The organism is Polynucleobacter sp. AP-Elch-400A-B2 (assembly GCF_018688355.1).
In the GTDB taxonomy this organism is placed as follows: domain Bacteria; phylum Pseudomonadota; class Gammaproteobacteria; order Burkholderiales; family Burkholderiaceae; genus Polynucleobacter.
On record NZ_CP061317.1, the window covers coordinates 1940436 to 1958022 of the forward strand.

22 protein-coding genes are annotated in these 17587 nt (G+C 45.3%); 6 read left to right on the forward strand and 16 right to left on the reverse strand.

Features of this window, described 5'->3' with window-relative positions; all coding sequences use genetic code 11:
• Genes cyoE through FD977_RS09965 form a run of 4 tightly spaced genes read right to left on the reverse strand, consistent with a single transcriptional unit; the run spans position 1 to position 3420 of the window.
• A complete protein-coding gene (cyoE, locus tag FD977_RS09950; RefSeq protein WP_215305435.1) occupies positions 1–894 on the reverse strand; it encodes a heme o synthase in 894 nt (297 codons plus the stop codon).
• Positions 891–2021, reverse strand: coding sequence for a heme A synthase (locus tag FD977_RS09955; RefSeq protein ID WP_215305437.1), 1131 nt, complete (start codon positions 2019–2021; stop codon positions 891–893). The genes cyoE and FD977_RS09955 overlap by 4 nt, the downstream gene beginning before the upstream one ends.
• Positions 2018–2677 carry a hypothetical protein gene (locus tag FD977_RS09960; protein WP_215305439.1) on the reverse strand — a complete coding sequence of 220 codons (660 nt, stop codon included), beginning with the start codon at positions 2675–2677 and terminating at the stop codon, positions 2018–2020. The genes FD977_RS09955 and FD977_RS09960 overlap by 4 nt, the downstream gene beginning before the upstream one ends.
• Complete coding sequence (locus FD977_RS09965; protein WP_251369481.1) at positions 2674–3420, reverse strand: SURF1 family protein; 747 nt, start codon at positions 3418–3420, stop codon at positions 2674–2676. The genes FD977_RS09960 and FD977_RS09965 overlap by 4 nt, the downstream gene beginning before the upstream one ends.
• 50 nt (positions 3421–3470) lie before the next feature.
• Here FD977_RS09965 and FD977_RS09970 point away from each other — a divergent pair, with 50 nt between their 5' ends.
• A complete protein-coding gene (locus FD977_RS09970; protein ID WP_215305440.1) occupies positions 3471–3683 on the forward strand; it encodes a twin transmembrane helix small protein in 213 nt (70 codons plus the stop codon).
• A gap of 64 nt (positions 3684–3747) precedes the next feature.
• Here FD977_RS09970 and FD977_RS09975 read toward each other — a convergent pair whose 3' ends face one another.
• From FD977_RS09975 to FD977_RS10005, 7 genes are all read right to left on the reverse strand, one after another.
• Positions 3748–4602: a cytochrome c oxidase subunit 3 gene (locus tag FD977_RS09975; RefSeq protein WP_215305442.1), complete on the reverse strand. Its 855-nt coding sequence runs from the start codon at positions 4600–4602 to the stop codon at positions 3748–3750.
• Between the two features lie 30 nt (positions 4603–4632).
• Entirely contained in the window at positions 4633–4827 is a 195-nt protein-coding gene (locus FD977_RS09980) for a DUF2970 domain-containing protein (RefSeq protein ID WP_371743109.1), read from the reverse strand.
• The gene (locus FD977_RS09985) at positions 4824–5417 is read right to left on the reverse strand and encodes a cytochrome c oxidase assembly protein (protein WP_215305444.1); all 594 of its coding nucleotides are present in this window, start codon (positions 5415–5417) and stop codon (positions 4824–4826) included. The genes FD977_RS09980 and FD977_RS09985 overlap by 4 nt, the downstream gene beginning before the upstream one ends.
• Before the next feature lie 16 nt (positions 5418–5433).
• A complete protein-coding gene (locus FD977_RS09990) occupies positions 5434–5565 on the reverse strand; it encodes a cytochrome oxidase small assembly protein (protein ID WP_215305446.1) in 132 nt (43 codons plus the stop codon).
• Positions 5549–7168, reverse strand: a complete 1620-nt coding sequence (gene ctaD / locus FD977_RS09995) for a cytochrome c oxidase subunit I (protein ID WP_215305448.1) — start codon at positions 7166–7168, stop codon at positions 5549–5551. The genes FD977_RS09990 and ctaD overlap by 17 nt, the downstream gene beginning before the upstream one ends.
• Before the next feature lie 43 nt (positions 7169–7211).
• A complete protein-coding gene (coxB, locus tag FD977_RS10000; RefSeq protein ID WP_215305449.1) occupies positions 7212–8369 on the reverse strand; it encodes a cytochrome c oxidase subunit II in 1158 nt (385 codons plus the stop codon).
• Positions 8370–8543: 174 nt separating this feature from the next.
• Positions 8544–9353, reverse strand: a complete 810-nt coding sequence (locus tag FD977_RS10005) for a methyltransferase domain-containing protein (RefSeq protein WP_251369482.1) — start codon at positions 9351–9353, stop codon at positions 8544–8546.
• Here FD977_RS10005 and FD977_RS10010 point away from each other — a divergent pair.
• Both FD977_RS10010 and trmL read left to right on the forward strand, forming a co-directional pair.
• Positions 9353–10129 carry a ComF family protein gene (locus tag FD977_RS10010; protein ID WP_251369483.1) on the forward strand — a complete coding sequence of 259 codons (777 nt, stop codon included), beginning with the start codon at positions 9353–9355 and terminating at the stop codon, positions 10127–10129. The two genes, FD977_RS10005 and FD977_RS10010, sit on opposite strands and share 1 nt — an antisense overlap.
• A gap of 15 nt (positions 10130–10144) precedes the next feature.
• Complete coding sequence (gene trmL, locus FD977_RS10015; protein WP_215305450.1) at positions 10145–10615, forward strand: tRNA (uridine(34)/cytosine(34)/5-carboxymethylaminomethyluridine(34)-2'-O)-methyltransferase TrmL; 471 nt, start codon at positions 10145–10147, stop codon at positions 10613–10615.
• A gap of 5 nt (positions 10616–10620) precedes the next feature.
• On the opposite strand, the gene FD977_RS10020 is transcribed toward trmL, so the two are convergent.
• Genes FD977_RS10020 through FD977_RS10035 form a run of 4 tightly spaced genes read right to left on the reverse strand, consistent with a single transcriptional unit; the run spans position 10621 to position 12896 of the window.
• Positions 10621–11643: an NAD(P)H-dependent glycerol-3-phosphate dehydrogenase gene (locus FD977_RS10020; RefSeq protein WP_215305451.1), complete on the reverse strand. Its 1023-nt coding sequence runs from the start codon at positions 11641–11643 to the stop codon at positions 10621–10623.
• 24 nt (positions 11644–11667) lie between these two features.
• Positions 11668–12189: a protein-export chaperone SecB gene (gene secB, locus FD977_RS10025; RefSeq protein WP_215305453.1), complete on the reverse strand. Its 522-nt coding sequence runs from the start codon at positions 12187–12189 to the stop codon at positions 11668–11670.
• 21 nt (positions 12190–12210) lie between these two features.
• Positions 12211–12465, reverse strand: coding sequence for a glutaredoxin 3 (gene grxC, locus FD977_RS10030; protein WP_215305455.1), 255 nt, complete (start codon positions 12463–12465; stop codon positions 12211–12213).
• A gap of 17 nt (positions 12466–12482) precedes the next feature.
• The gene (locus tag FD977_RS10035) at positions 12483–12896 is read right to left on the reverse strand and encodes a rhodanese-like domain-containing protein (protein WP_215305457.1); all 414 of its coding nucleotides are present in this window, start codon (positions 12894–12896) and stop codon (positions 12483–12485) included.
• Positions 12897–12918: 22 nt separating this feature from the next.
• Between FD977_RS10035 and gpmA the strand changes: the two genes are divergently transcribed.
• The 3 genes from gpmA to FD977_RS10050 are packed head-to-tail and all read left to right on the forward strand — an operon-like array spanning position 12919 to position 15839.
• Complete coding sequence (gene gpmA / locus FD977_RS10040; protein ID WP_215305459.1) at positions 12919–13608, forward strand: 2,3-diphosphoglycerate-dependent phosphoglycerate mutase; 690 nt, start codon at positions 12919–12921, stop codon at positions 13606–13608.
• 14 nt (positions 13609–13622) lie between these two features.
• Positions 13623–15056, forward strand: coding sequence for a S41 family peptidase (locus FD977_RS10045; protein ID WP_215305461.1), 1434 nt, complete (start codon positions 13623–13625; stop codon positions 15054–15056).
• 21 nt (positions 15057–15077) lie between these two features.
• A complete protein-coding gene (locus FD977_RS10050) occupies positions 15078–15839 on the forward strand; it encodes a molybdopterin-synthase adenylyltransferase MoeB (RefSeq protein ID WP_215305463.1) in 762 nt (253 codons plus the stop codon).
• Here the strand turns inward: FD977_RS10050 and ptsP are convergent.
• The gene (gene ptsP, locus FD977_RS10055; protein ID WP_215305465.1) at positions 15836–17587 is read right to left on the reverse strand and encodes a phosphoenolpyruvate--protein phosphotransferase; all 1752 of its coding nucleotides are present in this window, start codon (positions 17585–17587) and stop codon (positions 15836–15838) included. The genes FD977_RS10050 and ptsP overlap by 4 nt on opposite strands.

Genomic DNA, 17587 nt, shown 5'->3' on the forward strand with positions numbered 1-17587 from the left:
TCAAACAAAATAGTGGTCAATTAATAGCACTGCAAAAAGGAGAGATAGATACGTAATTGAAAAACGGAAAGTCCTCTTCGCTAGCGCATCGCTGTAAGAGACAAACAAAGCAATAACGTAGGCAAGGAATATCGAGCCCAGAATGATTGCTGAAATCAAATAGATCACGCCACTCATGCCATATATATAGGGCAATAAAGTAGCTGCAATCAAAATCAATGTGTATAGCAAAATATTGAGTAGAGTAAAACGCTCTCCGTGCGTCACTGGCAGCATTGGTAAACCACTTTGCACATAATCTTCGCGACGGTATAAAGCAAGAGCCCAAAAGTGTGGCGGAGTCCAAACAAAAATAATCAGCACCAAGAGCCACGCTTCCGCTGACAAACTATTAGTGACTGCTGCCCAACCTAAGGCAGGTGGCATAGCACCCGAGAGTCCGCCAATGACAATATTCTGTGGAGTGGCAGGCTTGAGTAACCAGGTATAAATCACCGCATAACCAACAAAAGTGGCTACGGTGAGCCACATGGTCAATGGATTGCAAAAGATCCACAAGATGACCATTCCCAAACCGCCGAGAATAATTGAGAAAACAGTAATATGAAAAGGCGTCACCTCTCCAGTTGCAGAGGGCCTCCAAGCAGTTCTCTTCATCTTGGCATCGACGGCTTGCTCGATTAAGCAATTCATTGCGAAAGCTGCTCCTGCCAACAACCAAATTCCAACAATGCCACCAATTAGGACCGGATAAGGAACCATGCCGGGAGTAGCCAAGAACATACCAATAACTGCGCAGAACACTGCCAACTGCGTTACGCGGGGCTTGGTGAGAACCCAATATTGACGCCAACGTGGCATCGTTACAGGATTGGGGGAAGCTGGACTACTCATAATGATTTAGACATCTTCATGTGAATTGGGGCAGTCCAAGAGGACCATTGGACTAAACGAACTAAACAGAACACCAATGCAGCAGAACCTGCCGTATGCATTAAGGCAGCAAGGAGGGGCCACTGAAAGACTACATTAGAAATACCAGTCAGAGCCTGGAGAACGAGCAAGCCTATTAGTAACTTGGCAATTCTGGCAATTCCTGATGATGTGGAATTACTTAAACTGAGAGCACTCATTCCCAAGGCGCCAAGTACTACTACAGCAACCATAGCAAATACGCGATGTGCCCAATGGATTGTTTGCAAAGCGACAGGTGTAATAGATTCACCTTGAGCATTTAGGCCCAAGCCTCGCCATAGGGTGAAGCCTTCTTGCCAAGCTGTTTCTGGCCAAAGACGATCCATGCAAGTTGGAAAATCAGGGCATGCCAACACAGCATAATTAGTACTCACCCATGCACCTAAAAAGATTTGCATACATAAGACGACTGCCGCAAGTAAAAGTAACTTTGCAGAAAGATACTTGCTGTGCAGGTGAGTAGCTGGGGAAGATTTACCCATCCACTCTTGTTGCGCATAAGTCGTTAAACACGCCAACAAAGTCAAAGCTAACATTAAGTGAATCGTCACAATAATAGGCTGTAATTTCAGCGTGACTGTCCAGGCACCAAATGCACCCTGAATACATACCAGAATCAGCAAGCCAAGACTGCCCAATAAAGGTTTAGTACCCAGGCTACGGAGCTTGCTCCAGGCAACTGCCACCTGAATCAAAATCAGCGCGCCGACTGTCATCGCTAAATAGCGATGAATCATTTCAATCCAAGCCTTGATCACAGTCACAGGGCCCGTAGGCATGCTCGCCTCAGCTTGCTGGATCTCACTAATCGCATGCCATGGATTTGATGTGCCATAACAACCAGGCCAATCAGGACATCCCAGACCAGAGTCCGTTAGGCGAGTAAAGGCGCCAAACACAATCAAGTCAAACGTCATGAAAACCAAAACCCAATTAAGTTTTTGGAAAAAGTTATAAGCCGGCCTAGTCCAGAGATAGGCCAAAGGTAGACCCGCAAAGACAATTGCGATTGCAGCTAACTCCGCAAGTAATAGCAAGCTACTCATTGCAATGTTTCACCCTTACGATTGAGGCGCAACAGTTTTTCAAGATCCTTTTTCATACTGCCAAATTCTTTAGGCGAATTGGTCACCGGAAAAATCATCATCTTGGCTGGGCTCGGATCAATCAGCTGAATCTTCTGACCTGCTCCATCACGATTAAGCCACGCATCAAATTGCGCTCTTAATTGAGGGTCTACTGGCAAATCTACAATCTGAAATCCCGCCGTCTTTTGATCGTATGCCAGCAATACCTCTGGATCTACTGCTTTGCCATCAGTATTGACCCAAACTAACTGAACTCGAGCGCTTTCACGACCAACAGCAATGCGTAGTTGGCGCATTAAAAATAGAGCCTCAAGACAAGATTCATTTTTAATGGTGCATTCGCCAGCTGGCCTTGCCACTAGCAAGGTCCACTTTCCATTGAAAGGAATATCAAACCAAGCAGGGTTCATATCTTGCACTGGCTGCACCAGGGTTCCAAAGTTAGTCTTGCCACCCTCTGGCTTAAAAACGTAATATGCTAAATAGGAGGCAATCACTGGGGCAGCGCAAGCAAGCAACAATAGCAGCATCTGAATACGCCCACGTCGAGTTTGCGTATTAATCACAGACGCATCTGTTTGTGATGCTGGAATCAACAATTCTTTATCACTCACCCTCTATCTCCATTCACAGCAAGCTCTCGCCGATATTTCATGAGCCCATTGATGAGCCAAAATAAAAATCCAGTCAATGCCAAAGCAAACCACTGGAATGCATAAGCATAATGGCGATCGACTCCGTTTGTTGGGGAGGGCCAATTTCTTAGTAAACCATCCTCTTTCGAAGAGCCAGACTCTCGAACGATGAACGGAAGTTGCTTCCATTGATGACTTTGAGCCTCAAGACCTAAATCAAAATTTTGCTCAATCCGAGGTCTTACTTGGGTAGCGTCCTTTTTTCCAAGCTCATAAACCCTTCCAGGATGAGGGAAAGCAATCCCCTCAACAGTCACCACTTCACTGACCGTTTTAACTGGGGGTAAGTCAATACGATTTTCGTTGTTACGAGGAGCCCAACCTCGGTTCACCCAAAGTACAAGCTCTTGGCCATCCAATTTCAAAGGCATCATCACATAAAAACCGGATTGTCCTGCAGCGCCAGTAGCGCCCTCGGGAATGGGGCGGGGACGGTTATCCAGCCAAATCGCCTCATCTTGAATAAAACGTCCACGAGCTAGAATTCGGCGCTCTGTAGCCTGCTCTAGGGTCAAGCTATTGGCATTCGCATTCAGAATAGGCATTTGTAGTCTGGCACTTAAAGATTCACCCAAGCGAATCTTTTGCTCTGCTCGGTTTAGCTGCCAAATACCAGCGCCGCAGCCAACTACAATCACCATAAGAGCTGATAATGTAGCCACTAGACGACTAGTAATTAAGCTAGAAAAAATATTCACAAGGGTACTTTGAAATGAAATGGGTTATTCCAGTTGTACTGCTAATCATTGTTGGGAGCTTAGGCTCAGCACTCTACTTCATGATGAAAGATAAGGGTCGCAGCTCAAGAATGGTTCAGTCACTTATGCTACGTATTGGACTGTCAATCGTACTCTTCTTAGGAATTCTGATTGCCCACTACTTTGGCTATATCGAAGCTACTGGTGTGCAAGTGGGAACAAACTAAGCGCCTTCCACTAGAAATAAGGACTCAAAACAAATCGGGGCTCAACGCCCCGATTTTTATTTCCCTACATCCAGTAAACAGCGATGTACAGACCAAGCCAAACGACGTCAACAAAGTGCCAATACCAAGCGGCACCCTCAAACGCAAAATGATTTTCAGCAGTAAAGTCGCCGCGGATCATGCGACGGAGAACAATCGCCAACATCAAGCCGCCAAGGAATACGTGGAAGCCATGGAAACCAGTCAACATAAAGAATGTTGAGCCATAAACGCCTGAAGTTAACTTCAAGTTCAAGGCATGATATGCATGGTAATACTCATACATCTGAAAGCCCAAGAAGATCATGCCAAGGCCAACAGTAGCAGCCAAGCCGATGATCGCTTTCTTCATGTGGTTTTCACGAATCGCATGGTGGGCGTAAGTTACAGTCACACCGGAAGACAAAAGCAATAAAGTATTAATCGTTGGAATGGGCCATGGACCCATAGTGGTAAATTTCTCTACTAAACCAGCAGGGCCATCATTAGGCCAAACAGCCTGGAAATTCGGCCAGAGTAATTTGCTTTCTACGTCTCCCATCCAAGGCATCGCAATATTGCGCGCGTAGAACAAGGCAGCAAAGAATGCGCCGAAAAACATAATCTCCGAGAAGATGAACCAAGCCATCGACCAACGATAAGAGATATCAACGTTCACACCATTCTTACCAGAGTTGGATTCAGCAATGGTGTCTCCAAACCAGTTGTACAGGACGAATAACACCCACAGTACACCGGCTGCAGTTACTGGGCCTCCCCAAGCTGCGTGGTTTACCCAGCCAGACATGCCAGCAGTAAAAGCAAGCAAACCTAAAGCTGCCGAAGCTGGATGACTGGATAGTGCAGGAACAAAATAGTAAGGGGTTGAATTGGATGACATCTGACTCTCTCTATTCAATCAAAAAAATAATCAATGGGACACAACTGCTTTAACTATCAAAAGGAGTATGCCCATAAAAATCAAGGCACCTAAAACTCCCGCAATAATAATGTGGATAAAACTTAACGAAGCAACATCTTCCTGCAGACCTGATTTCTTACGTACACCCAAAAAGGCCCACAAGACCGCGATCATAGATTGCGTAAATGAACTTTTCTTACTCATGATGCTGCTTTTGATTTCGGTGTTGTTGAGCCAGCTGGCTGCTGACCAATACCCAACTCAAAGAAGGTATATGACAAGGTAATTGTTTTCACATCAGCAGGTAAGCCGGCATCAATGACAAACACAACTGGCATCTTCTTCATTTCATGGGGCGCCAAGGTTTGCTGCTGAAAACAAAAACACTCTAGTTTAGTAAAGAATTCCATGGCGCTTTTAGGTGCGTAGCTTGGAATAGCTTGAGCATCAACAGGGCGACTTAAATTATTAGTGACTTCGTAAACGATCTCCGTCATTTCGCCTGGATGCACTTCTAAGAAGTTCTTAACTGGACGAAAAGTAAAAGGGCCGCGGCTATTGGAATCAAACTCAATAGTCACCTTACGTGAATAGTCGACCTGAGTATTGCCAACCTTATTTGCACTGTAGGCACGAACACCATAGTCATTCTTGCTAGTGACCACATTAATACCGGTCACCTCACACAAAGCTTTATACATTGGCACTAGTGCATAACCAAAACCAAACATCATGACTGAAGCTATCAATAGCTTCAGCAAGATTTGGCGGTTAATGGAGGCAATAGCAGACATGAGTATTCAGAGGGCTTTAACCCAGCAGGCCTCGTTTAATCAGGATGCCCAGAAAAAACACTAGAACAACAGTTAAAAGAATAAAACCCAATCTGCGGTTACTGGCAGATTGGGATTTGTGCGCCGCTACTTTAGATTCCTGCAGCATTTAACTCTGCAGTAGTTGGAGGCGTTTCAAATGTGTGGTGCGGTGCTGGTGACGGTATTGTCCACTCTAAACCTTTAGCGCCATCCCATGGCTTCATAGATGCTTTTTCGCCTTTGGCCTTATAGGCTGGCAACACAACAAATACCAAGAAGTAAACCTGAGACAAACCAAATCCGAGTGCGCCAATAGATGCGATCGTATTGAAGTCAGCAAACTGGGTTGGGTAGTCAGCATAACGACGTGGCATACCTGCCAAGCCAAGGAAGTGCATTGGGAAGAAAGTGACGTTAAAGAAAATCATGGAAGACCAGAAATGGATCTTGCCGCGAGTCTCATTAGCCATATAGCCAGTCCACTTTGGACACCAGTAGTAAAAACCAGCAAACATCGCAAATAAAGAGCCGGCCACTAGAACATAGTGGAAGTGAGCAACAACGTAGTACGTATCTTGCAAGCCAATATCAATAGGTGCTAAGGCCAATATCAAGCCAGTAAAACCACCCATAGTAAATACAAATATAAATCCAACTGACCACAACATCGGGGTTTCAAAGGTCATGGAACCTTTCCACATAGTTGCAACCCAGTTGAAAATCTTTACACCTGTTGGAACAGCAATCAACATCGTGGCATACATAAAGAACAGTTGGCCAGTTACCGGCATGCCAGTTGCAAACATGTGGTGAGCCCAAACGATGAATGACAAGATCGCAATGGATGCAGTTGCATAAACCATGGAGCTATAACCAAACAAAGTTTTTCTTGAGAAAGCAGGAATAATTTCGCTCACGATTCCGAATGCTGGAAGAATCATGATGTAAACCTCTGGATGCCCAAAGAACCAGAAAATGTGCTGGAACATAACTGGATCACCGCCACCAGCTGCATTGAAGAAAGAAGTACCGAAGTGACGATCTGTCAAAACCATAGTGATCGCACCTGCCAGAACAGGCATAACGGCGATCAACAAGTATGCAGTAATCAACCATGTCCAGCAGAACATGGGCATCTTCATCAAAGTCAAGCCAGGAGCGCGCATGTTCAAGATGGTCACAATGATGTTAATCGAACCCATGATTGAAGAAGCACCCAATAAGTGGAGTGCAAAGATGGCCATATCTAAACCTGGGCCCATCTGTGATGTCAGTGGAGCATATAAAGTCCAACCACCTGCAGGGGCACCACCAGGAGCTAAGAATGAACCAAATAATAAACAAGCAGCTACTGGCAAAATCCAGAAGCTAAAGTTATTCATACGAGCAAAAGCCATATCGGATGCGCCGATTTGCAAAGGAACCATCCAGTTCGCAAAGCCAACGAAAGCCGGCATGATGGCGCCAAACACCATTACCAAACCGTGCATGGTGGTTAACTGGTTAAAGAACTCAGGACGTAAAAATTGCAAACCTGGTTGGAACAACTCCAAACGAATACCCAGAGCCATTACGCCACCAGCCAGTAAGCTGATAAACGAGAAGATCAGATACATCGTACCGATGTCTTTGTGGTTGGTTGCAAACAACCAACGACGCCAGCCATGTGGCGTATGGTCATCATGCGCATGGTCGTGTGCGTGATCGTGGGTAGTTGAAATGGTGCTCATGGATTACTCCGGTTTAGTTTGATCTATATAAATTATTAAAAAATTACTTGCCAGCACGCGCAGAGACAATATCTTGGGTCTGAATTACTTCGCCCGTTTTATTTCCCCATGAATTGCGGGTATAGGTCATTACTGCAGCAATATCGCCATCAGAAATCACACCTGCCCACTTTGGCATTGCACCCTTGCCATTAATAAGAATGTTGTATTGGCCAGATTTTGGTCCAAGCACCATCTTGCTGCCATCTAATGCCGGGAAGGCGCCAGCACCTTTACCATTTGGCTGGTGACATGCTGCGCAGTTAGACGCATAAACCTTGGCGCCACGCTCTTTCTGCTCATCTAAGGTGTAAACCTTGGATGGGTCATCAGATGTTGCGCCCATTTCTTTTTTCTTCTCATCTACCCACTTGGTGTAATCCTCTTGGGAGACGACTCTCACTACGATCGGCATAAAAGCATGCTGTGCGCCACATAGCTCTGAACATTGACCACGGTAAGTACCGATTTTTTCTGCACGGAACCAAGTGTCACGAACAAAACCAGGAATAGCATCCTGCTTTACGCCAAATGCTGGAACTGCCCACGCATGGATTACATCATTTGCAGTAGTAATAATGCGAATCTTTTTACCAACTGGCACCACCATCTCATTGTCCACTTCCATCAAATACGTATTTGATTTTGGCGCGAGATTATTAATAGCCTCACGGGAAGTAGCAAGGGTAGACAAGAAACTAATTCCTTCGCCTTCGCCTTTGATGTAGTCGTAACCCCACTTCCACTGATAACCAGTAGTCTTAATAGTGACGTCAGAATTGGTAGTGTCTTTCATTGCTACAACCGTCTTAGTTGCTGGCAATGCCATACCGATAACAATGATCAAAGGAATGATTGTCCAAATAATTTCAACAGTAGTGCTTTCATGGAAAGAAGCAGACTTAGCACCTAAGGATTTACGGTGCTTCAAGATGGAATAAAACATCACGCCAAATACGCCCACAAAAATGAGCGCGCAGATGACCAACATCATCCAATGCAACCAATGAATCTCTGCCATGATTTTTGTGGCTGGAGCAGTAAAATTCAGCTGATTTACTGCTGGACCACCCTGCATATCTTCAGCCGCACGTGCAAATGCAGCGCCAAAGGCTGCTACTAAATAGAGCGAGGCCCTAGTGACTTTTCCAAATAAATTCATCTTATTCTCTGTTTATTGTCATGAGCTTCTGTATAAAAACACCCTCAGAAAGCCCAAAAAAACGGTATCAAGCAATTCAACTAGCGCTAATTATAGGGTTAATTAGGCTCAAGAACAAACGGGATCTACTATGCCTCGCTCAATCTTGGTAATGGTTTAAAAGATAGTGAATACTTACACTTTAGCAGGATCATTCCTAGTCTTACGTCCTATTTGATTTAAATCAATATAAGCGACATCATCTTGCGCCTTGGCGAGGTTCTTACCCAAAGCCCAGGCATGCCCATAAACCACCTCTAAGGTCAGTTTTTGAGGTAATTGAGCAGCTATGGCGCTATTTTGATAGTCGGAACTAAGCAAATTGAGCGCTCTTGCGTCTGACAAAAGGACGCTGTCAGAGACATAGTCCAAACCCAAAAACTCCATATCCATCACTGGGTCAGAAAAACGCTCGCCCAGCAGGGCATCCCCCATATCGTGCATATCCCAAGGGCTAGCCAAGTTTTGAATGGGTAATTCTTGCGCCAAGATTTCAGCTCTGAGCTCTTTGGCAGTATCAGGACCCAAATAACTGAATGTCAGTAATCCACCTTCTTTGAGCACTCGCCAGCACTCCTGCAAAAAATGCTTGGGATCGGCCAAATCCTGAATTAAGAGAACGCTCACTACTAAATCTACAGAATTATTGGGAAGATTAATGCGGCCTGTTTTCTTATAGTCATCCAGAGAAATAAGGGATGCCGACTTCATCCTTGAGTTCCAAAAACGAGCCACCCTCAATTTAAATAAATTAAAGCCTGATAGTTCACGTTCTGGCGCACTATGAAAACGAATTCCTGGAAAGCGTTTTGTCAGAAAAGAACTATGTACTCCAGGAAAATCTGGAATCAGCAAAATGTCTTTTGGCTCTAATTTCACGATGTCTAATTTTTGCAACATACGCATTGCAATTTCATCCTGAAGCCATCTGATTGATTGGGTCATTGACTCAGTATACTCAGCGACCCATGCATCCAAAAGAGAATATTTTCCAAACAATTTGTTCTCACTTACTACCAAGCGCATGTATTATTTGCGGGGTATTTCAGCGACTCACTCTTTGCCTTCATTGCTCCATCCAATTAGAATCAGATCAGCTATCTAATTACGAATGCTGTCAGCAATGCGGCCTTACTCTTGAAGCTGGGGAGCTGAAAGAAAAACGCTGCCGAGAGTGCATCGCTAATCCACCCTACTTTGATGAAACTCACTGTCTCGATCGCTACGACGGTAGATTACAAACTGCCTTACATCTGCTGAAATATCAGCGACGCCTTGCTTGTGCACATGGACTGGCATCAGCATGGAATCAGCTGATGGCTCAGAGCTTAAATAATTTATGCGCAGACTATTTACTACCGGTGCCACTGAGTTCAGAAAAATTATGCTCTCGCGGTTTTAATCAAAGCTGGGAATTAGCCAGGCGGATTGATTGTGGCAAACACATCTATAAAAACCCACACATCTTGAGACGCCACCATCATGTCCAGCATCAAGCCAAGGAGAATCGCGCTAATCGTCAAATTGCTATTCAAGATATGTTCTATATCAACCCTCAATTTCAAGGGCAACTAGAATCCGCCTCAGTAATTGTGTTTGACGATGTCATGACCAGTGGTGCAACCCTAAATGAAATCGCCCGCGTATTGAAGGACAATGGGGTATCTCATGTTATTAATTGGGTTCTTTTACGAACGCTGTACCCAGCCTCCCGAAGTTAATGTAAAGATCAACACATGTTTAATATCGTTTTATTCGAACCAGAAATTCCACCCAACACGGGTAACATCATTCGCCTGTGCGCAAACACCGGGGCAAAGCTGCATCTCATCGAGCCACTTGGCTTTCCGATGGAAGATGCCAAACTGCGCAGGGCTGGCCTGGACTATCACGAGTTCGCTAAAGTAAAAGTTCATCAAAACTGGGCGCAATTTTTGGCTGATGAACAACCTCAGCCTGAGCGTATTTTTGCCTTGACTACCAAAGGGTCTGGCAAGTTTCATGATGGCAAATATTCACCTGAAGATTATTTTGTTTTTGGCTCAGAAACCAAAGGCATCACTGAAGAAGTTAGAAGCTCAATTCCAATCACCAACCAAATCCGCTTAGCGATGCAAGATAGCAGTCGCAGTTTGAATCTCTCGAATACGGTGGCGATAGTAGTTTATGAAGCTTGGCGCCAGAACGGATTACTGGGTGGAAGTTAAGGAGCTTAAACTTCTAGCTTAGGATCGCGTCCCATCAGTTTTTTAACTGCTTCATGTGGTGATAGTTTTCCAGATAAGACTTCGCCCATCATGGTGGTAATGGGCATCTCAACACCCAAACGCACAGCGAGATTGCCGACAGCAGAGGCGCATAAGACACCCTCAGCAACATGGCCTAAGTTATCCAAAATTTCAGGTAACGGTTTTCCTGCTGCAAGCGCTAAGCCAACACGACGATTACGAGAGAGATCGCCCGTAGCTGTCAAGATCAGATCGCCTGCACCCGTTAAACCCATACAGGTCTCTGGTCTGCCACCAGCTGCTTTTACTAAACGCATCATTTCTGCGAGGCCACGGGTTAATACTGCAGCACGTGCATTTAAGCCAAGATCTAAGCCATCACCAATACCAGCTGCAATCGCTAAAACATTTTTAATAGCACCACCTAATTCGACACCAATCAAGTCATCGCTGGCATAGATGCGCATATTGCCGTGATGAAAAGCGGCCTGAACAATGTCACATAAGGCATCGGATTTACTAGCGATGGTTAATGCACAAGGCATGCCATCACCAACCTCTTGCGCAAAACTAGGTCCTGACAGAGCACCGTAAGAATGGCGTATGCCATGGCTATGTAGTTGATCTTCGCGCTCCACTACTTGGTGCGGCAATAAGGTAGTGCTGGGCTCTAAACCCTTGCACAACCAAACAATATTGAGCGGATGCTTTGCAAGGCGCAATACCTGCGCTACCGTTTCTGATAAACCGGACATCGGGGTAGCAATCACCAAAAGATCATTTTCAGAAAGGCGCTCAACGGCCCTCTCAAAACTTACCTCTAATTGCAAGCCTTTAGGTAAGGCAACACCAGGTAAATAGCCTGTATTTGCACCTGACTGCTGTATGCCCTCAATTTGCTCAACGCTTCGAGACCAAAGACTTACGTCGCCCGGCTGAAGGTAACGTGCAGCTTGCGCAGCCATAGCTGTGCCCCATGAACCAGCTCCAAGCAGCGTCACTTTCATGATCTGTGGGCTTTAAAATTCAACTTAGTGAGGAAGAACGATTTTGCTTTCATCGGCTGAGCTACTTTCCGTTGCAGTAGCTTGCGCAGCCTGCATCAGGCGATGTTCGTACATACCGTGGAAATTAATCTCATTCAAATGGATTGGCTGGAAACCAGCACGACTAATAGTGTCGGCAATATTTGAGCGCAGATAAGGATACAAAATTGTTGGGCAAGCAATGCCTAACATGGGATCAATTTGCTCGGCAGGGATATTACTAAATTCAAAAATACCCGCTTGCTTTGCTTCAACCAAGAAGAGTACTTTGCCCTCTACCTTAGCAGTTACTGTAGCAATTAAGGCAACCTCAAAAATTTCATCACCCAAGCGAGTAACTGCAACATCGACCTCCACTTCAACTTGAGGCTCAGCTGCAACCAATAAAATTTGCGGTGCATGCGGTTGCTCTAAAGATAAATCCTTGAGATAGATTCTTTGAATACGAAAACCAGGCTCTTTTGAAGTATCGGCTGTATCTGGAGCGGAAGTAGTTTGTTCAGTCATGGAAACTTTCTGAGTAAATTTTTAAGCAAGCAGTGGATCAAGTTGGCCGGCGCGGTCTAAAGCAACGAGGTCGTCATAACCGCCAACATGAGTCTCACCAATGTAAATTTGTGGCACTGTACGACGACCAGTACGGGTCATCATGATCTCGCGCTGAGCAGGATCCCGGTCAATCAGAATCTTCTCTAAACTGGCAACACCCTTCTTGTGCAGAAGCTTCTCTGCCATAACGCAGTAAGGGCAAACTTGAGTGCTGTACATCGTGACTGGTGGCATATCTAGGGCTCGCTGAATTATTTAACTAATGGCAAGGCTGCAGCTTGCCAGCCTTGAACGCCGCCATCTAGAACTGCAACCTCTGGGAACCCCAGCTTATTAAGCTCTGGGACGAGCTTGCGAGCATTCGCACCGGACTGACAGACCAAAATAATGGGATTTTTACGATCTAGCTTGAGCTTGTCTATTCCAGATGAAATTTGCTCAGCCAAAATATGCTTTGATCCTGGAAGATGGCCAATCTTAAAATCTGATTCTGGACGCAAGTCCAAAACAGCTGCTTTACGACGATTGATCCAAATAGTCGCTTCTGTAGGCGATAAGCCTTTTCCGCTAATAAGCGTAGATAATGTAGGGAAGAAGAGCGCTGCGCCCGTAACTAACAGGAGGGCAATCAGCGCTAAATTATCAATTTGTGTGAGAAAGTTCATCACCGGATTATAGAATGGCTCTATGAAACAACTTGTCCTTATTCGTCATGGCGAATCCGCCTGGAACCTTGAAAACCGATTTACTGGCTGGGCGGACGTTGACTTAACCCCTAAGGGTACTGAGCAGGCCCTTGCTGCAGGTGAAAACCTCCGTAAGGCTGGCTATGAGTTTGATGTGGCCTATACCTCAGTGCTCAGAAGAGCCATTCGTACCCTGTGGCACATTCAGGACGCTATGGACCTCATGTGGTTGCCAGTGGTGCATAGCTGGAGACTGAATGAGCGCCACTATGGAGCTCTCACAGGCCTAAATAAAGCTGAGACCGCCCAACAATACGGAGATGCCCAAGTTCATATTTGGCGTCGCTCTTACGATATAAGGCCACCGCTCCTAGAAAAAGATGATGAGCGTAATCCGCAAAATGACCCACGTTACGCAAAACTCAGTGATTCTGATATTCCCCTAGGGGAGTGCCTTAAAGACAATGTCGAGCGTGTACTACCCCTTTGGAATGAATCGATCGCCCCCGCCCTTAAAGCCGGTAAGCGTGTTTTACTTGTAGCACACGGCAATAGCATTCGCTCTTTAATTAAGTATCTTGACCAGGTTTCTGATAAAGACATCATGGAAATCAATGTTCCCAATGGCATCCCGCTGGTTTATGAGCTCGATGACAATCTCAAACCTATTCAGCATTTTTATTTGAATTAAGGTAAAACTGAAACATGCGCGTATTTTTAAAGAACTTTGCCCTAATCTCTGTCGGCCTCATCGCCGGGGTTGCAGCCACTATTCAGCTGTCAGCTACAGCCCAACAGGGCACGACACTCCCTTTAGATGAGCTGCGGACACTATCGAATGTCTTTGCGCAAATCAAGCGTGAGTATGTTGAGCCAATTGAAGATAAACAACTGCTAACCGATGCAGTCAAGGGCATGGTGAGTAGCCTTGATCCTCACTCCACCTATCTTGATAAAAAAGATTTTTCTGAAATGCAAGAGCAAACCAGCGGCAAGTTTGCTGGCCTTGGTATTGAAATCACCTCAGAAGATGGCGTTGTCAAGGTACTCAATCCGATTGAAGATAGCCCTGCAGCACGCGCTGGCTTGCAAGCTGGTGACCTCATTACGCGCTTAGACGACAAACCGGTTCGTGGCATGTCGCTAGATAAAGCAGTGCGAACCATGCGTGGTACACCAGGCACAAAAATTACCTTGACCGTCTTTCGTAAAAGCGAAGAGCGTAGCTTCCCGGTAACCATTACCCGCGCTGAAATTAAAGTGCAATCAGTTAAAGCCAAAATTTTGGACAACAATATTGCCTGGGTCAGGGTGACGAGCTTTCAGGAACGTACCATTCCTGATCTTGCCAAGAAATTAACTGAGCTTGCAAATCAAGATCCAAAAATGAAGGGCATCATTCTTGATCTCAGAAACAATGGCGGGGGCTTATTACAAGGCGCAGTCGGTGTTGCTGCTGCTTTCTTGCCAGCAGATGCTGTCATCGTTTCCACTAAAGGTCAGACTGCGGACTCTAAGCAGGTGTTTAATGCAACACCGGCGATGTATCGCCTCAGTGAGCCTGGAGATCCCTTAGCTGGCGTACCAGCCATGTATAAAAAATTACCAATGGTAGTTTTGGTAAATGCCTATTCAGCATCAGCCTCTGAGATTGTGGCTGGCGCATTGCAAGATTACAAACGTGCAACCATTATTGGTAAAACGACTTTTGGTAAGGGTTCTGTACAAACAGTTCGCCCCCTAACCAATGATTCAGCATTAAAAATCACTACGGCGTATTACTACACACCAAGTGGCAAATCAATTCAAGCGTATGGCATCAAACCCGATATTGCAGTGGATCAAAACAAAGATGGTGATCCTGATGATGTATTGATCACTCGCGAGATTGATAGCGAAAAGCATTTGCGTAACAAGCAATCCTCAGAAGAAAAACTAGCCTCGGAACGAGAAAAACGTCGGCTAGAAGAGTTACAGCGCATTGAAGAAAAAAATGCCAAGAAAACTCCTGAAGAGAAAGAAAAAGAAAAGTCCAAAAAGCCTGTCGAGCTTGGCGGTACGGATGACTTTATGCTGACTCAGGCAGTCGCCTTTATCAATGGTGAACCCGTAAAACGCTCCGCCTCTAAGCTAGAGTAAGTTCTCGCATTAAGAATACATATGAATGATGAGCAGCTGCTTCGCTACTCGCGGCATTTACTACTAGAAGAAATTGATGTTGCTGGCCAAGAAAAGCTTCTTGGCTCGCACATACTCATCATTGGCGCTGGCGGATTGGGAAGTGCTGCCGCGCCTTACTTAGCTGCAGCTGGTGTTGGAAAAATTACGCTAGTTGATCATGACCAAGTCGAGCTCACTAATTTGCAGCGACAAATCATGCACACCCAGAATTCGATTGGCAAGACTAAAGTGGAGTCTGGGAAGCAATTTTTACAAAACCTGAATCCCACCCTCACGATTAACGCAATCGCAGAAAAGGCTTCGGAAGATTTACTAGATAGACTCCTGCCGGCAGCGCATCTTGTTTTAGATTGCACGGATAACTTTGCTACTCGCCAGCTTATCAATCAAGCCTGCTTTACCCACAAGATTCCACTCGTATCTGGTTCTGCACTCAAATTTGATGGTCAAGTCAACGTCTTTGATTTCCGCAATGAAACCTCACCCTGCTATGCCTGTATTTTTTCTCCAGAAGAACGATTTGAAGAAGTCAGCTGTGCCAGCATGGGCATCTTTTCCCCGCTCGTTGGCATTATTGGTGCAATGCAAGCCGCCCAAGCTCTTCAGGTATTGATTGGCTTTGGTCAGCCTCTCGTTGGAAGAATGTTGTTGTGGAATGCCATAAATACTCAGATTGATGAGATTCGTATTGCTCGCAATCCCGCCTGTAAGGTGTGTAGCTCACAACACCAGAAAAATTAAGAGAGCAGATATTCCAATGCTTTGGCCTGCTCTTCGGGCTCATAAGCACGAAGAACTCTGGGGGCGCGAGTCTTTAATAGACCTACATTTGCTTTTAATATCTCACGCTTGACCAACAATAACTGACTGAAGTGCATTGAGAAATCCGTCAGACCGAGTGCAAGCAATAGCTTCGTAAATGCTGGATCACCAGCCATCTCGCCGCAAACAGCAACAGGCACATCAGCGCGCTTAGCTTGATCAATGATGTTAAATAGCAAATTCAAAATAGCTGGATGCAAAGGATCATATAAGTGTGCCACCGCATGATCTGCGCGATCAATTGCCAAGGTGTACTGAATTAAGTCATTAGTACCAACAGAAAGAAAATCGAACCGATTGATAAAGAGCGGTAGCATCAAGGCAGCTGCCGGGACTTCAATCATTGCGCCAACTTGAATATTGGGATTAAATGCCTGGCCACGCTGATGTAATTGCTGCTTAGCTTTTTCAATCAATCCAAACGTTTCATCGATTTCTTTGGCATGAGCCAGCATCGGAATCATGATGCGCGCCTGACCATGAGCCGATGCGCGCAAGATTGCTCTGAGTTGCGTTAAAAAGATTTCAGGTTCTGTTAAAGACCAGCGAATCGCTCGCAATCCAAGTGGTGATGTGCCAGTTTGAGAGGTATCACCACCTCCACCCAGGGCTTTATCAGCGCCAACGTCAATGGTTCTAATATTGACGGGTAGACCATGCATTAAATCGACTATGCGACGATATTCTTCATACTGACGCTCTTCATCAGGCAGAGCCTGCTTGCGATCCATGAATAAAAATTCGGAGCGGAATAAGCCAACACCTACAGCACCCAACTTCACTGCCTGAATAGCATCTTCGGGTAATTCAATATTGGCAGATAACTCAATCTCCACACGATCAGCTGTTTCTGTCTTGGAATGCTTTAACTGCTTAAGCTTACGGGTCTCTTTTAAAGCTTGAGTTTGTAGTTTTCGATACTCGGCAAGAAGCTGTTCATCGGGCGCAACAACGACAACTCCATGCTCCCCATCTAATATTAACCAATCGCCATGACGAATCATTTCACTGGCATGTCGTACACCGACTACTGCCGGAATTTCCATACTGCGCGCAACAATAGCGGTATGAGAGGTCTTACCACCAAGATCGGTTACAAACCCCGTAAAAGCATGATCTTTAAAACGCAGCATGTCATGAGGAGCAATGTCGTGGGCAACAATAATCGACTCAATGCCGATATCGCTTGCAGGCAAAAATTCAGCATCATTCAAAGGATCTTTTTGCTGGGCATTCAAGGCTTTAATAACGCGCTCTGCTACCTGACGAATATCGTTAGCACGCTCTTTTAAATAGGTATCCTCAATATCTGCAAATTGCTCTAAAAGATCATTTAACTCGGTTGTTAAAGCCCAAGCCGCATTTAACCTTTGAGTACGAATTAATTTAATGGGCTTCTCAGTTAAAGCAGGGTCAGCCAAGATCATGCCGTGAACATCTAAGAATGCAGCCATTTCTTGTGGCGCGTCTTTAGGTAAACCTTGACGCAACTGTTCCAATTCCTGGCGCACCTGCTCAAAAGCATCTAATAATTTTTGAGCCTCATCCTCTTCTTTACCAGATTCAACTAAGTAATGACTAACCTCTAATGCAGCACGCGATATCAGTACGGCCCTCCCAATGGCAATGCCCTTAGAGACTGCTATTCCGTGCAAAGCAAAAGTCAT